The 19,074-nt window shown below is 63.7% G+C and carries 15 protein-coding genes and 1 tRNA gene; 4 read left to right on the forward strand and 12 right to left on the reverse strand.

Annotated features, from left to right (window positions below; translation table 11 throughout):
- Nucleotides 1-61 precede the first annotated feature (61 nt).
- Together B3446_RS02290 and hutI are read left to right on the forward strand one after the other, a co-directional pair.
- Complete coding sequence (locus B3446_RS02290) at nt 62-1,492, forward strand: amino acid permease (RefSeq protein ID WP_291377139.1); 1,431 nt, start codon at nt 62-64, stop codon at nt 1,490-1,492.
- A 54-nt stretch (nt 1,493-1,546) separates the two neighbouring features.
- Nucleotides 1,547-2,761 carry an imidazolonepropionase gene (hutI, locus tag B3446_RS02295; RefSeq protein ID WP_291377141.1) on the forward strand — a complete coding sequence of 405 codons (1,215 nt, stop codon included), beginning with the start codon at nt 1,547-1,549 and terminating at the stop codon, nt 2,759-2,761.
- 84 nt (nt 2,762-2,845) lie between these two features.
- On the opposite strand, the gene B3446_RS02300 is transcribed toward hutI, so the two are convergent.
- The 12 genes from B3446_RS02300 to B3446_RS02355 form a co-directional block, all read right to left on the reverse strand.
- Nucleotides 2,846-3,109: a PAAR domain-containing protein gene (locus B3446_RS02300; RefSeq protein WP_291377143.1), complete on the reverse strand. Its 264-nt coding sequence runs from the start codon at nt 3,107-3,109 to the stop codon at nt 2,846-2,848.
- 23 nt (nt 3,110-3,132) lie between these two features.
- Nucleotides 3,133-4,608 carry a type VI lipase adapter Tla3 domain-containing protein gene (locus B3446_RS02305; protein WP_291377145.1) on the reverse strand — a complete coding sequence of 492 codons (1,476 nt, stop codon included), beginning with the start codon at nt 4,606-4,608 and terminating at the stop codon, nt 3,133-3,135.
- Between the two features lie 170 nt (nt 4,609-4,778).
- Complete coding sequence (locus B3446_RS02310; RefSeq protein ID WP_291377147.1) at nt 4,779-7,127, reverse strand: T6SS effector phospholipase Tle3 domain-containing protein; 2,349 nt, start codon at nt 7,125-7,127, stop codon at nt 4,779-4,781.
- A gap of 86 nt (nt 7,128-7,213) precedes the next feature.
- Entirely contained in the window at nt 7,214-9,793 is a 2,580-nt protein-coding gene (locus B3446_RS02315) for a type VI secretion system Vgr family protein (protein WP_291377150.1), read from the reverse strand.
- 190 nt (nt 9,794-9,983) lie between these two features.
- The gene (locus B3446_RS02320; RefSeq protein WP_279974884.1) at nt 9,984-10,274 is read right to left on the reverse strand and encodes a hypothetical protein; all 291 of its coding nucleotides are present in this window, start codon (nt 10,272-10,274) and stop codon (nt 9,984-9,986) included.
- Nucleotides 10,275-10,291: 17 nt separating this feature from the next.
- Nucleotides 10,292-10,368 (reverse strand) — tRNA-Arg (locus B3446_RS02325).
- Nucleotides 10,369-10,439: 71 nt separating this feature from the next.
- On the reverse strand, nt 10,440-11,024 hold the full coding sequence (locus B3446_RS02330; protein WP_191579539.1) for a helix-turn-helix domain-containing protein: 585 nt from the start codon (nt 11,022-11,024) through the stop codon (nt 10,440-10,442).
- A 42-nt stretch (nt 11,025-11,066) separates the two neighbouring features.
- Nucleotides 11,067-12,359 carry an NAD(P)/FAD-dependent oxidoreductase gene (locus tag B3446_RS02335; protein ID WP_191579538.1) on the reverse strand — a complete coding sequence of 431 codons (1,293 nt, stop codon included), beginning with the start codon at nt 12,357-12,359 and terminating at the stop codon, nt 11,067-11,069.
- Between the two features lie 9 nt (nt 12,360-12,368).
- The gene (locus tag B3446_RS02340; protein ID WP_056563852.1) at nt 12,369-13,058 is read right to left on the reverse strand and encodes an amino acid ABC transporter permease; all 690 of its coding nucleotides are present in this window, start codon (nt 13,056-13,058) and stop codon (nt 12,369-12,371) included.
- 2 nt (nt 13,059-13,060) lie between these two features.
- Complete coding sequence (locus B3446_RS02345) at nt 13,061-13,753, reverse strand: amino acid ABC transporter permease (RefSeq protein ID WP_291377154.1); 693 nt, start codon at nt 13,751-13,753, stop codon at nt 13,061-13,063.
- A gap of 18 nt (nt 13,754-13,771) precedes the next feature.
- Entirely contained in the window at nt 13,772-14,563 is a 792-nt protein-coding gene (locus B3446_RS02350; RefSeq protein ID WP_175124386.1) for an ABC transporter substrate-binding protein, read from the reverse strand.
- A gap of 86 nt (nt 14,564-14,649) precedes the next feature.
- Nucleotides 14,650-15,399, reverse strand: coding sequence for an amino acid ABC transporter ATP-binding protein (locus B3446_RS02355; RefSeq protein ID WP_056563861.1), 750 nt, complete (start codon nt 15,397-15,399; stop codon nt 14,650-14,652).
- A gap of 206 nt (nt 15,400-15,605) precedes the next feature.
- On the opposite strand from B3446_RS02355, the gene B3446_RS02360 reads away from it, so the two are divergent.
- On the forward strand, nt 15,606-17,108 hold the full coding sequence (locus B3446_RS02360) for an aldehyde dehydrogenase family protein (RefSeq protein WP_291377159.1): 1,503 nt from the start codon (nt 15,606-15,608) through the stop codon (nt 17,106-17,108).
- A gap of 246 nt (nt 17,109-17,354) precedes the next feature.
- Complete coding sequence (locus B3446_RS02365; RefSeq protein ID WP_175139293.1) at nt 17,355-18,641, forward strand: phospholipase A; 1,287 nt, start codon at nt 17,355-17,357, stop codon at nt 18,639-18,641.
- Nucleotides 18,642-19,074 lie beyond the last annotated feature (433 nt).

Consider the following 19,074-nt stretch of genomic DNA (forward strand, 5'->3'; position numbering starts at 1 on the left):
ATCAGAAGGCAGCTGCGCGGCGTTCCACGCGAGATCGACCAAGGAACCGAGAGAGACAACAATGCAAGCATCCTCGCAGTCAGACACACCGGCAGAAGCGCAGACCCTCAAACGCGGGCTGAACGCCCGCCACATCCGCTTCATGGCATTGGGCTCGGCCATCGGCACGGGCCTTTTCTATGGGTCGGCCAAGGCAATCCAGGCGGCCGGCCCCTCGGTGCTGCTTGCCTACCTGGTCGCCGGCGCCGCCGTCTATATGGTCATGCGCGCCCTGGGTGAGATGGCGGTGCGCAACCCGGTGTCCGGGTCGTTCGGCCACTACGCCACGCAATACCTGGGGCCGCTGGCTGGCTTCCTGACCGGTTGGACCTATGCGTTCGAGATGATCATTGTCTGTCTGGCCGACATCACCGCGTTCGGCCTGTACATGGGGTTCTGGTATCCCGACGTGCCCCGATGGATCTGGGTCCTGTCCATCGTCTTCTTCATCGGCGCTATCAACCTGCTTTCCGTGAAGGTATTCGGCGAACTGGAGTTCTGGCTGTCGCTGCTGAAGGTAGGCGCCATCCTCGCGATGATCGCCGGCGGCCTGGGCATCATGCTGTTCGGCATGGGGATGGGCGCGGACAGCGTTGCAACCGGCGTGCACAACCTGTGGGAGCACGGCGGCTTCATGCCCAACGGCGTGGGCGGGCTGATTGCATCGCTGGCCGTAGTAGTGTTCGCCTTTGGCGGCATCGAGATCATCGGCATCACCGCCGGCGAAGCCAAGGACCCCGGACGCACCCTTCCCCGCGCCATCAACGCGGTGCCCATGCGCATCCTGCTGTTCTACGTGCTGACGCTGTTCGTGCTGATGTCGATCTTCCCGTGGACGCAGATCGGCAGCCAAGGCAGTCCCTTCGTGCAGATCTTCGACAGCCTCGGCATCAGCTCCGCCGCCACCATCCTGAACATCGTCGTGATCTCGGCGGCCGTATCCGCCATCAACAGCGACATCTTCGGCGCGGGCCGCATGCTGTTCGGCATGGCCCAGCAAGGCCAGGCGCCGCGCGGCTTTGCCTCGGTATCGGCCAATGGCGTGCCGTGGATGACGGTGGTGGTAATGACGGTGGCGCTGCTCTTGGGCGTACTGCTGAATTATCTGATCCCGGAAGATGTTTTCTTGCTGATCGCCTCCATCGCCACGTTCGCCACGGTGTGGGTGTGGCTGATGATCCTGCTGTCGCAGGTGGCGATGCGCCGCAAGATGAGCCCGGAGGAAATCTCGCAGTTGAAGTTCCCCGTCCCGCTCTGGCCCGCTGCCCCTTTGATGGCGATTGCCTTCATGGCCTTCGTGATTGCGGTCCTGGGCTACTTCCCAAGTACACAGGCGGCGCTCGGCGTGGGCGCGGTCTGGATCGCGCTGCTTTGCCTGGCCTATCGCTTCTGGGTACATCCCAAGCGCCCGACGGAACGGCAGCCGGTGCCCGCGCCCCAGGATTCGGATTGAACGACGCGGCGCCGGCGCATGTGTTTGGCCGGCGCCTGCACCAAGGAGAAATGCATGAGACAGGTCTGGCGACATTGCCACGCCGCCACGATGGCCGGCGGCACCTATTCCGTAATCAACAACGCGGCCATCGTGACCCGCGCCGATCGCATCGAATGGATCGGCCCGGCTTCCGAACTGCCCGCCGTCGATGCCGCGCACGTCCATGATCTTGGCGGCGCGTGGGTCACGCCCGGCCTCGTCGATTGCCACACCCACCTGGTATTCGGCGGCGACCGCAGCCGCGAGTTCGAACAGCGCCTGCAAGGGGTCGACTACGCCACTATTGCAGCCCAAGGCGGCGGCATCGCCAGCACCGTACGCGCCACACGCGCAGCAACCGAAGACGAACTGTTCGCCAGCGCCCATCGCCGTGCGCTGCATTTGCTGCGTGATGGCGTCACGACGTTGGAGATCAAATCGGGATACGGACTTGATCTGGAGAATGAACGCAAGATGCTGCGCGTGGCAAGGCACCTGGGTCAGACGCTGCCGCTGACCGTGCGGGCAACCTGCCTGGCCGCGCACGCGCTGCCGCCGGAGTTCGCAGGACGTCCGGATGCATACATCGACGAAGTTGCGCTGACCATGCTGCCGGCGCTGGCGGCCGAGGACCTGGTCGATGCCGTGGATGCCTTTTGCGAACACCTGGCATTCACGCCGGCGCAGGTGGAACGGGTGTTTCAGGCAGCCGCCCGGCTGAACCTGCCCGTGAAACTGCATGCGGAACAACTGTCCTCGCTGCATGGCGCGAGTCTGGCGGCGCGATATGGGGCGCTGTCTGCCGATCATCTGGAATATCTGACCGAATCCGATGTGCTGGCAATGGCCAAGGCGGGGACGATGGCGGTGCTGTTGCCAGGCGCGTTCTATGCGCTGCGGGAGACGCAGTTGCCGCCGGTGGATCTGCTGCGCCAGCACGGCGTGCCGATCGCGATTTCGACGGATCTGAATCCGGGGACGTCGCCGGTGCTGTCGTTGCGGTTGATGCTGAGCATGGCGTGTACGTTGTTCAGGATGACGCCGGAAGAGGCGCTGGCCGGGGTGACGCTGAATGGGGCGAGGGCGTTGGGGTTGTCAGCGACGCACGGGACGCTGGAGGTGGGGAAGGTGGCGGATTTTGTGGCTTGGGAGATCACGCATCCGGCGGAGCTGGCGTATTGGGTGGGTGGGGATGTGGCGAAGCGGGTGGTTCGGCATGGGGCGATGCTCGACGTTTCGGCGCTTTAGCATCCTGGACTGCGCCGTCGAGGATTACGAAAGCTCCCAGCCATGGCGTCCGCCACACCCACCGAGAGACCGCAAGCCTGCATGTCAGCAACTGACTTTGCCGGTCGACGTACTAGCAATCAGGCTTGCTCCGCATGTGGTCTTCATCCCCTCCAGCGCAGTAGGGATACCACCTATTTTGTAAGCGGCACTTCCCTCTGCGATGGCGAAGACGCCATTGCACCTGGGGCACGAAACCTTGTGCCCCACACCGGCCAACGGCCTCCCGTTGAAGTTGGTGTGTTCAAAGCCCTCCAGCACCACGCCGCCATGATCGGTGCTGTCGCCCTTGCGAATAACGTTGGGCATCGCTACGCCTCCTTCTACTGGACCTAGTTGGTCTTCGGACCCAATGGGCCGCCGCCGGGAAGCCCCGCAATAAAGTCATCGAGCATGCGCTGCTCCCGAGCGACCACCGCCGGGTCTCGATAGCGCGGCGCGCTTCGCTCCTGCGCCCGCTGATAATCATTGACTTGTTGACCGTGCCAGGCCTTGAACTCCGGAGAAGGCGCTTCAGACATCGGCGCGTGCTGAGGCCGCAACGCCACGTCAAACGGGTCGTCATCAGGCTGCTTTCCTGGCGATGGCGGGCTAATGGCGATGAAGGTTGCACGGTCCGTGCGGCGCAACGGCACCACCACGCTGCTATCGGCGTTGAGGTAGCTTGCCATCGTGGCCAGCGCCAATCCGACAAACGGCGATGCAGCGCCCGTGTCACCCAGCCGCTGGGTCAGGTCATAACTTTGAGCCGAGTCGAGCAGATCCACCGGATGCTGAGCCGCATGCAACGCCGGGGCCAGTTCGGCGATAGCGCCAGACGGTTTTCCCGTGTCGAAGAATGCCCGCGCAGGTGCCGCGCCCAGCGCCGAAACCGCCTGATCCCAGCCGTCGGCAAGCGCCCTATCGCGTGAAGCGCCCTTGAGCGGGATCGAGCTCTTTCCGTCCTGATGCAAGGAAACCGTCACCGGCCGATGCAACCGCGCCAGCACCTTCAGGCGATCCCACTGCTTGAAGCCGCGTTGCGTGATCGGGGTGGGGAAAAACGGGCTGGGCTTGAAGGCATGTGGCGGCGTACGCTCCCAACCGGTAAACGCCGGGTCAATGGAGTCGGGCTTGGACTGCGTGTACTTGGCGAACTCGCGCAGCCAGCCGATGCGTTCGGGGCGGGCGACGACCAGCGCCACCACGCTATCAGTCAGCTCGCCTGGTTGGCGGGGGCCCGTGCCGAGGCCAATAGGCTTCTCGCCGTGACTCATCAAGATGCGAGCCATGTTGTAGCCCTCGACGACATACAGCAATAGCGCTGGCATGTCAGGGTTCTGCTCGAAGACGCCAAAGACTGCCTCGATCACGGCTTCTGGTGTGTCGTTGCAGATGACGCCGTTCTTTAACTGTGTAATCCGGTGCCAGTGCAGCCCCGCGTCTCCGAGCTCCAGGCTGGCCATATCGTTCAACATTTTGGCTGCTTCCTCGGGAAATAGCCGCAGACGTTCCGCATTGGGGTTATAGCCTCGCACTACCGTTATGGCGGGAATTCGCCAGCGCTCCGGGAAGCTTCTCAGCGCGAGCTCGGTCGCGTTGGAAATTCGCTGTTGCCAGGCCATGTCTTTGAGCGTTGCATCGATTGGATAGTCCCAGGGGTCCATTGGCAGAGCCGATCCAAGATGCAACGTGTTGGGCTGGCTCGCGTTTTGTTCCTGCAACTGAGCCCAGACCTGACCTTGTCGGAAGACATCAATGCTGACTCCCACACGAACGACATCTAGGGTCTCAAGGCGTGGAGACGTAATCGGAGCGTTGAAATACATATGAGTACCCGACGGTAGCGTGTCAGCAGGAATAGGTTGCCTAGGTCTGTCGATAGGCGGTAATGGACAAGAGATGGCGGCCAGTGGATGTGCAGGGATGTCGGCTGCAAAAGCGGCTCCGCTGACCACTGCCAGGAGTGCGAGCATGCTCGCGCAGTTCGATAGCCGCCTCATCGATATGCTCCAGGCTTTCCGGACACGGTGTGCACGCTACGCTCGCGCTCGCTGACGGTCTCACTCACGACCAGAATTGGGATGGGTGCGCTTAGGGTGCTCCCCGGGAGAAATCCTCCACCGGCCGACCCCGCAATTCCGGCAGCATTCTGCTCCGGCAGCCGGTTGCTGCGATATAGATCAGTCGCATCGATCAAGCGCTTATTGATTTCGTTTTCGGCCCTATATAGTGCGACAAGCGCATTATTGGGCTGGTCAACTTCACTCGAATTCAACGCGGTCTCATCTCGACCGTCTCTGTAGTTCTTTTTCCAGCTAAGCCGCCAATCCGCCACCCTGCATAAATAGGCATAAAACACTTCATCGTCAATGCTGCAGGCCTGCCCGATGGCCAGGTCATACGCCACCGCGCGCCGGCTGTGCATGGCGCTCATTGGAATGGCGGAGTGAAACGAGATTGCTTCGTTGCTGCCAGCCGGCGCATCCATCATCCGCCTCCGTGCCTGGTTCGGCGTCTCCTCGAACACGGCGTTGTACCGCCCATGCCCCAACGGCTTGACGTGCGCGACGCGATGCCAATCGGCAGCCCACTCGCTGTTCTCCTCATCCAGATAGGGATTGCGGCTCAGGTCATTCAGGTCAGTCGCCTTTTCCTCCAGCGCCCGCTGCAGCGCCGGGCCGCGCAGACTGTCCGTCGAAAGCGTCATCACGCGCATAGTGTGGACACCGATGCCACCGTTTGTGATGGAGATCGACGCGTCGATGGGGTCGGTAGCGGTCCATACAGGCTTGATGCCCCGGGCCCCTTGGCGATCCAGCGTCGTGCCGCCCCCAACAAAATCCGGCAGGAATGGAACCGGCAAGGCGGGCGCCTGAATGGTGACGGTCTGGCCTATTGAGAAGTTGGCGTTCGCGACCGTCGCGCGTCCGGAACCGAGTTCGGTGCCTTCCCAGGTGCGCTCGCCCTTCCCTGCGCCCCGCTGCCCCAACAGCGTGTACAGATAGGAAGGGGGACGCCCGACCTCCTCACCTTTGCCATCGCGTTCGCGCGTCGTGAAAACGCGCTGGAAGAAGCGACCGCCAAGCGCTGACAGCGCGGGAACCAGTATCTTGCGGTAGTCGATGTCATCCGCACTCGTCTGGTAGGCCGGGTTGTATGGCCTCGTCGCAGACGTTTCCGGGATAAAGGCGTTATAGCTTGCGGCTTGCCCCACCCCCTGCCAGCCAATCCCCTGAATGTTTGCCATCCCGACCGTCTGATCCTGCGGCGAGAAGTACAGAAACACGCCACCTCGGTTGTCTCGCTCTGCAAATGTGATCGCCTTCCCATCGATCGAGGTTTCACATTGCTGCCCCGTCCAGCGAAGGCCGCCGATGCAGCTATCCTTGCTGGCATCGGTCATATCTGCCAAGGACGGCGTCTGATGGGGACTTCGGCCGATAAGGTTGACGATGTTGCTGAGCGTCTTTACGCGCGCCGGCGTCGTCTGCTGGGCTTCGGCCAGCTCTCTGCGCTCGAAGAATGTTTCCGCCAGGCTGTAGGGCGGGCTCATCATGACAAAACCATCGATAGGCCGCAAACCTTCATCGTGGAGCATGGCATTGGCCAGCATTGTGATGAGATTGCCCTGGCTATGCCCGACCACATTGATGGTGTCGTCTTCGCCCGAGCGGCCATCGGGATGCCGATAGGCACGGATGATCCGGACCAACATCGCCAGCCGTTGCGCCGCCAGCACCATGTAACGCCGCGACGGCGCCGGAAACAGCGGATGGTCGGGAGATCCAAACATCAAATTTGCCGGCAGCCCCGCCACCTTGCCGGAAAATCCACGGCCAAACATGTCCGGCAGAGTCGTTGTGGCATTGGCAAAAAAGCCACCTTCCTTTGTCCCGGTCTTGTCCAACCGGTTGCCGAAGCGGTCCAGCCATTCGCCATGGGGAGTGTGCTTCTGGATTCTGCCTTCCTCTTCTCGAAAGCCCCAATAGAAAGGAATCACCACACTGCGCGAATGACCGCCCTGCTTGCCCGCCGTCGGTCGGCGACGGTAGTACACCGCATCGGGATTCGGCGCTTTCCCGTCATCGTCCTTCGGAGATGTGTAGAGGGCCGGATTGAGCGCAGCCGGACTGCGCTCGCCCCGCTTGGTGAACAGATGGTCCAGACGTTCGTTCAACCCCGTGCAGATCCCGGTTTCCAGGTCGTCGTAAGCACCCGCCAGATCGTTGACCCCGTGAATCAGGATCACGATGCAAGGCTTGGGCTGCTGCTTTTGCACGTAAGCGTCTGTCGCATTGGGCGCGACGATGGCGCGGGTCTTTCCGGTGATGGGGGGTGAGTGCATTTAGTGAAACTCCCTCTTGTTCTTTCCGGCGGCGCGCAGGGCACCTCAATCCATTTGAGGCACTTTTCGCCGCCCTGGAAAATTCGTCACACTTGCGTGTCTTTGTCAGCCACCACCTTCGTTGCGGCTACCGATAGCGCTGAGGGCAATGCTCCCGAGCCATTTCGGAGAAGCAACGCAAGGGAAGCAATGTGCATCGCCCCCATTTCCACGAGGTCGGTGGCACCCTCCGTATCGGTGACGCCATCAATCACGTCCCCATTGCTGAGGGTGATTCTGTATGGCTGCCCGGCGGCCGGTCGTTCGCCATCGGGCAACGTCAATACAAATCGCCTCTGAGTCGATCCGACATCGAACTGAGGTAACGTCCCGGATTCGCTCGCCGCACCCACCCAGTCGTAGCTACCCGCTTTGAAGGTCATTGCCCCCGGGCAGCCATACTCGAGGTTGCCGCCCTGCATCTTGATGTAGGCGCCCTGACACAGCAGCGTGATGTGCTTGTCGGCGGACACCAGGACATGTTCGTTGCTGGCGCTGACCACGACGCTTTTGTCAGCCTGCAGGTGTATCGACTCTTGCTGCGCCTGGATCCGCACCTGCCCTTGATGCGCAATGTGGCGCAGATCGCCCGCGTGCGTGAATTGACTGATACCTTGCCCGGCATTCATGACAAGGGATTGGCCTGCCGTGAGATGCTGATTCTGCTCAGCTACCGTATCCAGATGCTCGCCCGCCGCAAGCGTGATGGAGCGCGGTGACGCTGCCGCAATGCCTGCAGGGCTGCTTAAGCCGATGAGCGGTTGCCCGCCGTTCCCGCCGCTCTCATCGTTGGCACCCTGCCCCATGTCCCGGACGGCGTTGGACAATGCGGCCTGGGGGCCCGGGTCGTGCGGCAGGTTTTGATGCTGTCCGGCGTACTCGCCCAAGTTTCTCGCCAGCTCAAGCGCGCTCTCCAGGCATTGGACCAGTTCGGTGCGCGCGAGCTGTCCTGCCTGGGCGCCGGGTTGTTCATCGGTGGTGATCAACAGCCCCTGTGCGGCACGCAGGGCGCCCCGCAGGTCGGTACGCAGCTCAAACCCCTCACCTCGGGGTTGCCCACCGCGGGGCCGCGGGTGAGTCAGGTAGCCAAGGTGCAGATGACTGGCGCCATGATCGTTCATCAGCGCGGCGCTGATTTGAGACGTGGTGTCGTCCAGCCGTAGCTCGCTGGCGCGGTTGCCCTTGTGTTCCTTGCTTTTGACGGTTGCCAGTTCTTTGAACTTGGGCAATTCGTACGGCGGCAACTGCAAGCGGTTGTAGGCCCTTCCCATGATGATTGGCTGATCCATGTCCCCATCCAGGAACTGGACGATGACCTCCTGGCCAATACGCGGAATGGCCATGTGGCCCCAGGTGGCGCCGGCGATGTTCTGCGACACGCGGATCCAGCAGGAGCTGTGTTCGTCCTGATTCCCCTGGCGATCCCACGGGAACTGAACCCTCACCCGTCCGTACTCGTCGGTATAGATTTCCTCATTGGGCGGACCGACTACAACGGCGTTCTGGGGGCCATCGATGCGTGGCCTGGGCAGCGGTTCGGCGCGCCACTCGGCATCGTCAGGCACCAGATCGGCCTCGTACTGGTAGTGGGTACCCAACTTTGCATCGGCGCTCTCCTCGGCCTGGCTGCTGTACTGCGTGCCACGATGGACGATGCGAACAGGGCGCCACCCGCGATTCATGTCTTCCCGGGGATGGCCGATCAGCGTGAAGGAGATGCCGGGCTGCAAGCGCGGGTCGTCGCCTTCAACCCGAGCGATGCGCGCATCTCGGCGATGGCCGCGCAGGCGGCTTTCGGCGAAAGGTTTGCCCGTCTCGTCGAACTTTGCACGGGCCGGGTAATCGTAGCGCTCGTAGCGGTGGCCTTGATGGTCCAGGTCCCGACCGTCGCTGCTGTGCTGGTGGGTGTAGCGAGGGGTGTGAAAGGTGTAGTCGCGCTGCGTCTGCCGTGCCGTGCGGACATTCTCGATGTATGCAAAACGGCGCAGCGCGGGCTGGGGCCGGTCACCCCCCGGGGTAGGGTTGTACTGTACTGGCTCGTCGCCCCCACGGCCGTGGATGAAGAGGCGGTCGCTGTGCACCAGCTGGTGACCTTGCGCACTATGGCGAAAGGAATAGAAGAACCCCTCTTCGCGCATGACACGCTCGACGAAGTCGTAATCCGTGTCGCCGGCTTGCACGCAATATTCGCGTGTCTGATGCTCGGTGGTGTTGCGCTGCTCGTAGTCGTGGGTCAGGCCATGGGCCTTGAGCACCGCCTCGGCGATCTGCGGAACGCTGAGGGACTGGAAGATGCGCCAGTCGGAACTGAGCTTCAGGCGCGCCAGACGCGGCTCGACGATGGCGGAGTAGCGCGTCCGGCGGAAGCCGGTGTCGCGCTGAACGAAGGAGGACACCGCGCCGTGCACGTAGCGCACGGGCGTATCGCCGTGCCAGAGCGTGAGGCGACCGGGACGGTCGAGCACGCTGCCAAAGTCGATTTCGTGATTGGCGCTGGTCAGCTCGACGGCGAGACGGAAGGTCTCGCTGAGCCCTTCCCGCAATTCAAACTCGACCACCTCGAAGTCGTTGCGGGTCTCACCGCCAATGATTTCGAAGGTAAAGCGAAGATGGGATTGGGTGGGCATGGCGAGCTTCCTGTGGGGACATGCCGCGCAGGTCGCACTTGGCGACGCGCGGCAGTTCCCTTTTTAGAAGCTGCCCTTATAGGTCGTAAATTGGAGTCCGTCTTATTGATGCGAAGAAACCGTCCTATTGTGACTGGCCGGCCCGCACACGGATTTGCCCTGGTGGAAACAGCGCCCCCAGGAAGAAAACTCAGGCAGTCAAAAACCGCACGACTTCCGCCCAATCATTCGTCGACAACGCCACATCCTCGTAGTCGCCCTCTTCCTCGTCCCAACGCGAGACGCAGTAGCGCTGGCTTCTGCCGGATTCGCGGTCGGCGTAGTTGGCGTAGTCGACATACACCTTCAAGCCGCGCTCCTCGTTCACGAAGGACGGCGCTGCATCGATGCGTTCAGACGCGTCGAGGTAGCCTTCGGGCAGAGTCGGCAAGGTGGAGATGTCGTAGCGGGGAAATTCCCGGCGCAGTCGGTCAAGGTTCATATGGCAAGCTTTAGGGCTGGCGCGGCAGGAGGGGCTCGAACCCCCGACCTCAGGCTTAGAAGGCCCGTGCTCTATCCAGCTGAGCTACTGCCGCGCGGTGTGGTGACGCCCGGAACCCGTCCGGGCCGCGCATTTTACCCTGTTGCGGAAAAAGCGGCTCGCCCCCTACTCCTCGCCTATATCCGTATGCGTGGACACCCACAGCACGATTGCATCCTCCGGACTGAGGCTGATCACCCGGTGCCCCATGCGGCTATCTATATAGAAGCTCTCCCCCGCCTTCAGCCGGGCCGGTTCATAGAACTCCGTATAAAGCTGAACTTCCCCCTCCAGCACATACACGAACTCCTCCCCCCCGTGCCGGCTCCAGTCCTGGAACTCGTCGAAGGCCCGCGCCTTGACGCGGGTGTGGAAAGGCATCATGCGCTTGTGCGATAGCGCAGTGCATAGCAACCGATGATCGTAATACGGCGTTTCGTACTGCCGGCCTTCGCCCTGGCGGCTCAGGCTGCGGCGGCCGGTGCCCATGTGGGCGTCGGAGGCAGTGAAGAGTTCGGCCACGTCCAGGTCCAGGCCCGCGGCGATCTTGATCAGGTTGTCATAGGTGGGAGACAGCAGGCTGTTCTCGATCTTGGACAGGGTGGACGCGGACACGCCGGTGGCTTCGGCCGCCTGCTTCAGAGTCCACGTGCGCGCCTGGCGCAAGGCTCGCAGCCGTTGTGCCAATGCGCTCTGTTTGTTGCCTTGCATCTGTATACCCTGTCATGCCCGCAGTAGTCAGGCCCGCAATAGTCAGCCCCGCGATTGACGCTCACGCCACCAGTCGCGCGCCTGGTAAGACCAATAAGTCAGTTGAACCGCCGCCGTGCCCAGGCTCCCGCCGTTCCAGGCCAACCCGAACGGTTCGAAGAGCTTGTAGCGCTGCGTGTCGCCGGTGATACCCTCGGCCACGACGCGTCCGCCCACAGACGTCGTGTTCATGCCGTGTCCGCCGAACGCGGTGCAATACCAGACATTCGGACCCAGCAGGCCGATCTGCGGCATCAGGTGCCGCGCGTAGGCCATGCGTCCCGACCACGCTGCCTCCACGCGCACCCCTTGCAATTGGGGGTAGACACTGAGCAATTCGCGGCGCAGGGACTCGGCCAGATCGGGCGGGTCGTCGACACGGGTGGTGATTCTACTGCCCCAGCCGATGCGGCCGCCATCCAGGACGCGGTAATAGTTGCCGGCGCGCCGGTCGTCGCCGATGGCCGCATTGCTGCGGATGGCTTCGCGCACTCGCTCGCCCAGCGGTTCGGTCAGCATGATGTAGGTGGCGATGGGCAGCATTGCGCGGCGCAGAGCCGGCACGACGTCGCCGGTGTAGCCGCCAGTGGCCAGCACGACGGTGGCGGCGTCGATCTGGCCTTGCTCGGTCTTCAGATGCTTGACCGCGCCATCCAGCGTGGCCTGTACGACCGGCGAATCTTCGTGGATGCGCACGCCGAGCCGCACGCACTCGCGGGCCAGCGCGCGCGCGTAGTTCAGCGGATGGAAGTGAAAGGACGAGGGGTCTTCGATGCCCTGATGGTAGACGTCGGACACCAGCCGTTCGCGAACCTGGCTGCGCGAGAGCAGCCGCACGTCGCGCCCGAAGTCGCGCTGCTGGCTGTCGCACCACTGGCGCAGCGCGTCGGTGGCCTCGTAGCGCACGACGCGCAGCCGCCCGTCGACCTTGTGGGCGTCGGCGATGCGCAGGTCGCGGATGTTGTCGCGGATGATTTCGACGCCTTCCATCGACAGCCGGTAGAGCTGGCGGTAGTGATCTTCGTCGACGTGTTTGCGAATAGCGTCCGCGCCCGCGGAGAACGCCGGCGACACCGAGCCGCCGTTGCGGCCCGAGGCGCCCCAGGCGATCCGCCGCGCTTCCAGCAGCGTGACGTTGCGGCCGCGCCGCGCCAATTCCAGCGCGGTGGACAGGCCGGCCAGCCCCGCCCCGATCACGCAGACGTCTGCACTGGCCGCGCCCGCCAGCGGCGGATAGTAGGTGTCGCCATCGGCGAGCGTGCGCTTGTAGTAGGTGTCGATGTACTCGGAGACCATGGTGTCGGCTCAGTGCAGGCCCGCGCCTTGCAGGCCCCCGGTCAGGCGCCTTTCCAGCCAGTTGGCCAGGCGCAGGAGCGGGTAGCAGTAGATGAAATAGATGGCGGCGATCATGCCGTAGATGAACAGCGATTTGGCCGGGAAGGTGATGATGAACACTTCGCCCTGGCGCGTGAGTTCGGTGATGCCGACCACGGACAGGATGGCGGTGCTTTTGATCAGCATGACGTAGACGCCGCTCATGGGCTGCACGATCAGGCGCATGGCCTGCGGCAAGATCACCAGCCACAGGATCTGGAGCGGACGCAGGCCCAGGGTCATCGCGCCTTCGGTCTGGCCGCGCGGCACGGCCTGGATGGCGCCCATGACGATTTCCGCCACGTAGCAGGACGTGTACACCGACAATGCCACGAAGGCCGCCGTGCCGGAGTCCCAGTGCAGCAGTTCGATGCCGGAGCTGGGCAGCACGAAGTAGAAGATGTAGAGCTGCACCAGGAACGGCGTGCCGCGCAGGATGTGGATGTACAGCCCCAGAATCTGATGCACGCCGCGAATGCGGTAGCTGCGGATCACGCCGATGACAAAGCCCAGCAGCGAGCCGGCAATGATGGCCACGAAGGAGATCTTCAGCGTCTCCCAGAAGCCCTTTAGCAGAAAGGGCAGCACGACGCCGGCGGTGGAAAGATAGGAGTCCAGCATGATTACCTCGCGTTCCAGGCCGGGCCGGCCAGCCACAGGCTTACGCCCTTGGACAGCAGCAGCATGATGCAGTAGATCAGCAGATAGCCTGCCGCGATGGTCAGGAAGGCTTCGTTGGGCACGATGCGTTCGCTGTTCATCTGCACGCCCGCGGCAACCAGTTCAAACACCGTGATCAGCGACAGCAGCGAGGTGTCCTTGATGAGTACGGCGGTCTGGCCCAGCAGCGGCGGCAGCGTATTGGCGAAGGCCTGCGGCAGCACCACGTAGCGCAGGCGCTGGTGGTAGTTCATGCCGCAGGCCTTGGCGCCTTCGATCTGGCCGCGCGGCACGGACTCGATGCCGACGCGGATGATTTCGCTCATGTAGGCCGCGTGGTGCAGGGTCATGGCGAGGATGCCCAGCACCATCTCGCTCCAGCCCTTGGCGCCCGGCACAAGATAGGGCACCGCGTAATAGACCAGGTAGATCTGCACGAGCAGCGGCGTGGAGCGCACGAATTGCACATACGCCGCCACCGGGCGCCACACCACGCCGCGGGACGACATATGCGCAAGCGCCAGCGGAACCCCGGCCAGCACCGACAGCACCAGGCTTGCGCCCGCCGCGATCAGGGTGTTGGCCAGGCCTTCGGCAAATTGGCCCGTGTACTGGCTGACGATGCGCCAGTTATAGAAATCGATCAGCCAGTCCATGGGCGGTCCCGTCTCCGATCAGTGGTCTTTCTTCCAATCGGTGGAATACCAGTACTGGACCAGTTCCGGCAGCGAGTTGTCAGCGGTCTTCAGCGTCTGCCAGTTGTCCAGCCAGAACTTCAGGCGGAACGCGTTGGGGCCGACGGCAAACGCCAGGGGCTCGCGCACCATCACGCCCTCCAGCACCCGCAGGTTGCCGAAGTCGACGAGAAACTGGTTGGCGGTGGACAGCGACATGATGCCGGCATCCAGCCGGCCACTGGACAACGCCTGGCCAACCGGCGCGCTGCCGCCCGAGAACTCCTTGAGCGTGGCGGTGGGCAGCATCTTCTTGCCGACTTCGGCGTACGTGCTGGCGCCGAGCGCGCCGACGGTGACGCCGGACTTGTTCAGTTCCGCGTAGTTCTTGTACGGGGAATCCTTGGGCACCACGGCGACGGTGTCGGCGTAGAACATGGGCAGCGAGAACAGCACCTGCGCGGCGCGCTGCGGCGTGGGTGTCATGTCCGCGGCCACCATGTCGGCCTTGCCCGACAGCAGCGCGGGCAAGAGACCCTTCCATTCATAATCCTGCAGCACCAGCTTCACGCCCAGGTCGTCGGCCATGCGCTTGGCGACTTCCACGGCCAGCCCCGTGCGCTTGCCCGTCTTGTCCATGAAGCTCATCAGCGGCCCGGAGGTCTGCACCGCCACACGCAATTCACCGCGCTTGATGATGTCGGAAAGTTCGTCCGCCTGTGCCGGCAGGGCCACGGTGGCGGCCGCCAGGGCGACGCTGGCCACGCCCAGCCATTGTTTGATTTTCAGCATTGCTAACCCCTTTGGTGAATGGACCCATATCGTTCCGGGCAAGGCACATCGCGCCGGCAGCGCCCGGATAAGCCGGACCGGCGGGACTACAGAATCTTTTCCAGGAAAGCGCGGGTGCGCGCCTCTTTGGGATGGCCGAACACTTCATCGGGCGTGCCCATCTCCACGATGCGGCCCGCGTCCATGAAGAGCGCGCGGTCGCCCACGTCGCGGGCAAAACCCATTTCGTGCGTCACCACCGCCATCGTCATGCCGTCGCGCGCCAGGGCGCGCATCAATTCGAGAATGCCGCCCACCGTTTCAGGATCGAGCGCCGACGTGGCCTCGTCGAACAGCATCAGTTGGGGGTCCATCGCCAGCGCGCGCGCGATCGCCACGCGCTGCTGCTGGCCGCCGGACAACTGGCTGGGATAACGATCACCGAATTCGGCCATGCCGACGCGGCCCAGGAGGTCGCGGGCGTAGCGCTCGGCGTCGGCACGGCTGCGCCCGCGCACCACGCGTTGGGGTAGCGCCACGTTGTCGAGCGCAGTACGGTGCTGGAACAGGTTGAAGTGCTGGAACACCATGCCGACGTCGGTGCGCCAGCGGTTGACGTCCGTGGCCGGATCCGTCAGCGACACGCCATTGACGCGGATCGTGCCGCTGTCAATGCTTTCCAGGCCGTTCAAGGTGCGCAGCAAGGTGCTCTTGCCCGAGCCCGACGGACCGACCACGACCATCACCTCGCCGCGTTCGAGTTGGCAATCGATGCCGTCCAGCGCCAGATGCGGGGGATGCCCGTCGCGCTGATAGGTCTTTTTGACTGCCTGAACAACGAGCAACGGTTCCGCCACGAATTCACCTTCAGGTGCAGTGCGCGCGGGGCCGACTGATGATCTGCCGCTCGCACTGGCGTTTCAAGGAGGCCAGCAAAGGGCGCCTCAAAAATATTTCGCATTTCACGTCATAGTTTCGTATAGTAAATTTTTTTCCAGAATCGCCACTTAGGCATAACCCTTAAGCGAAGACGCTGACTTCGCAAGGCATTGAAGGAACCGGCATGGACACTCCTCAAGACATCCTGCGCAATCTCGGACTCAACTCCAGTGCGCTCACCGGCGGCACCCTGATCGCCCGCAGCCCGATCGACGGCGCCGAACTGGCGCAGGTGCATGAGCACACGGTGGCCCAGGCCCACGCCGCCATCACTCGCGCGCGGCAAGCCAGCCTGGCATGGCGTGACGTCCCCGCCCCCCGCCGCGGCGAACTGATCCGCCTGTTCGGCGAAACCCTGCGCCAGCACAAGCAGGAACTCGGCCGCCTCGTCAGCCTGGAAGCCGGCAAGATCGTCGCGGAAGGCGAAGGCGAAGTGCAGGAAATGATCGACATCTGCGACTTCGCCGTCGGCCTGTCGCGCCAGCTCTACGGCCTGACCATCGCCTCCGAACGTCCCGGCCACCGCATGATGGAAACGTGGCATCCGCTGGGCGTCGTCGGCGTCATCAGCGCCTTCAACTTCCCCGTCGCCGTCTGGTCCTGGAACGCCGCGCTGGCGCTGGTTTGCGGCAACGCCGTCGTCTGGAAGCCTTCGGAAAAGACCCCCCTCACCGCGCTGGCCTGCCAAGCGCTCTTCGCGCAGGCCGTCCAACGCTTTGGCGACGCGCCCGCCGGCTTGTCCGAAGTTCTGATCGGCGGCCGCGAGGTCGGCGAAGCCCTGGTCGACTCGCACACCGTCGCACTGGTGTCCGCCACCGGCTCCACCCGCATGGGCCGCCAGGTCGGTCCGCGCGTCGCACAACGCTTCGGCCGCGTCCTGCTTGAACTGGGTGGCAACAACGCCATCATCGTCGGCCCCACCGCCGACCTCGACATGGCCGCCCGCGGCATCGTCTTCGGCGCCATCGGCACCGCCGGCCAGCGCTGCACCACCACGCGCCGCCTCATCGTCCACGAAAGCGTCGCCGACGAACTGGTCCAGCGCCTGCACAAGGCCTATGCCAGCGCCCCCATCGGCAACCCGCTCGACAGCGGCAACCTCGTCGGCCCGCTGATCGACCGCGCCTCCTTTCACGCCATGCAAGCTGCGCTGACGGCAGCCCGCGAACAGGGCGGCAAGGTCACCGGCGGCGAACGCGTCCTGGCCGACCAATACCCCGACGCCTGGTACGTGCGCCCCGCCATCGCCGAAATGCCCGGCCAGACCGACGTCGTCTGCCACGAAACCTTCGCGCCCATCCTGTACGTCATGCGCTACAAGGACTTCGGCGACGCGCTCGCCATGCAGAACGGCGTGCCCCAAGGCCTGTCGTCCGCCATCTTCACCAACGACTTGCGCGAAGCCGAAACTTTCCTGTCCGCCGCTGGCTCCGACTGCGGCATCGCCAACGTCAACATCGGCACCTCCGGCGCCGAAATCGGCGGCGCATTTGGTGGCGAAAAGGAAACCGGCGGCGGCCGCGAGTCCGGTTCGGACGCCTGGCGCAACTACATGCGGCGCGCGACCAACACCATCAACTACTCGCGCAATCTGCCGCTGGCGCAGGGCATCAAGTTCGGCGAATAACCCCGATAGCCGGCAACGCGCGGCGTTTGCAGCAAGCCCGCGCGTGACAAGGCATCAAGCCGCAAGGCCCGGCCCGCAGGACCTCGGTTCACGCACCACAATCCTGCTCATAAAACCCCGCGCATTGTCGACAACGCGCGGGGTTTTCGCATTTTTTACAGCCCACACATACGATTAGTCTGAATTACAAACTGTTGCCAGAGTCGGTGCTACATTGCCTGATCACAAAAATCAGATACATCCTCAATGACCTCCCGCCGTCCTTTTCACCGCTCTCCCACCCCCCGCCTCCTTGCCGCCGTCCTGGCCCTGAGCGCGGCCGGCTCCGCCGCGGCAGGCGTGTCATACCGGCTGGACCGCCCCTCTGCGGCGCCTGGCGAAACCGTCACCATCGAAGCCGTCTTCTTCAACGAGGGCGGCTCGCGCGTCGACTGGCAGGCCCCGCCCGAACTCGTCCTGCAGTGGCGCAGCCCCGACGGCCAGATCGTCCGCAGCCTCGCCAAACTGAAAAGCGGCCGCGACAACTACAGCGTGCCCGTCAACAATTTCGCGCGCATGTCCTGGTCCGCCGAAGTGCCCGCCACCGCACGCGGCCTGCAAGCCGTCTCCATTGAAGGCCAACCGTCCATGATGGCGCTGGACGCCACCGGCCGCGACAGCGGCACCCTGGCCACCACGCCCGCCCAGACGCCCGTCGTCGACCCACGCAGCGGCCAACCCGTCCCGGCCGCAGCCGTCGCCGCCGCAGGCGCATCCCCCGAAGCCGGCCCCGCCCCCGCCGCCACCGTCGAACCCACCGTTGAACAGGCCGCCTTCGACAAATTCCGAAGCGCCTTCTCCGCCTACAAGCCCGTCTACTTCGCCGTCGGCACCCGCGGCCTCACCACCGCCCGCTTCCAGATCAGCGCCAAGTACCGCCTGATCAGCCCGCGCGGCGGCGAGGACACCTGGCACGACGACTTCTACCTGGGCTACACCCAGACCTCGCTGTGGGATCTGGAAAGCGACTCCAAGCCCTTCATCGACACCACGTTCAATCCCAGCGTTTTCTGGATGACCGACGACATCTGGAAATCCGAGAACCAGAACTGGCGCTTCGGCATGAACACCGGCGTCGAACACGCCTCCAACGGCAAGGACGGCGAAGACTCCCGCTCGCTCAACGACGGCTACATCGAACCGCGCTTCCATTACCGCTTCGACAGCGGCAGCACCCTCACCTTCGCCCCCAAGGTCAAGGCCTACTTCGCCGTCGCCAAGGAAAACAGCGACTACGCCGACTACGCCGGCCACGTCGACTGGCAACTGCGCTGGGCCCAGGACAACGGCGCCGTCGTCTCGGCGATGTATCGCCAGGGAGATCAGAAGCGACGCACGACGCAGCTGGATTTCGCGTGGCCGCTACGCCGCACGTTCCTGAACTGGAACGGGTACCTGCATCTGCAGTATTTCAACGGCTACGGCGAGACGCTGCTCGGCTACAACCAGCGCAACGAAAGCCAGTTCCGCGTGGGCTTGTCGCTGATTCCGTAACGCACAATGCGGCAAGCAAGCGTCAAATGAAATCGCCGGCCTGACAGGCCGGCGTTTTTCTTTGCGCGCACTTCAATGTGTCGCATCCGTCAGCGGGCCGGTGTCAGACACCCAGGTAGCAGGATCGTCAGTCTGTAAGACCGGCTCAGCGGGTGTCAGACACCTCGTTCTCGAATACTCCAGCGAACAACCCATACGTCACGGGTGTCAGACACCTCGATTTGACGGGTGTCGACACCTCGGCGTGAAGCCGTCGACGCAAGCCTCCCGAACGCCAGATAAGGCCGCCCGCGCGGCCGACATCTGGCAGCCCCGCAAGATCTTCCGGCCACCAACCAACCTACAAAAGAGGGCCAAGCAAGCCGCCCTCCCCGCCGACCGCACGACCTCATACGACGCAGCCCGGTGCGGCGGTGGCCTGGGTGCGCGGGGC

The sequence above is a fragment of the Achromobacter sp. UBA5777 genome (genome assembly GCF_002418565.1).
GTDB classification, from domain to species: Bacteria; Pseudomonadota; Gammaproteobacteria; order Burkholderiales; family Burkholderiaceae_B; genus Achromobacter; species Achromobacter animicus.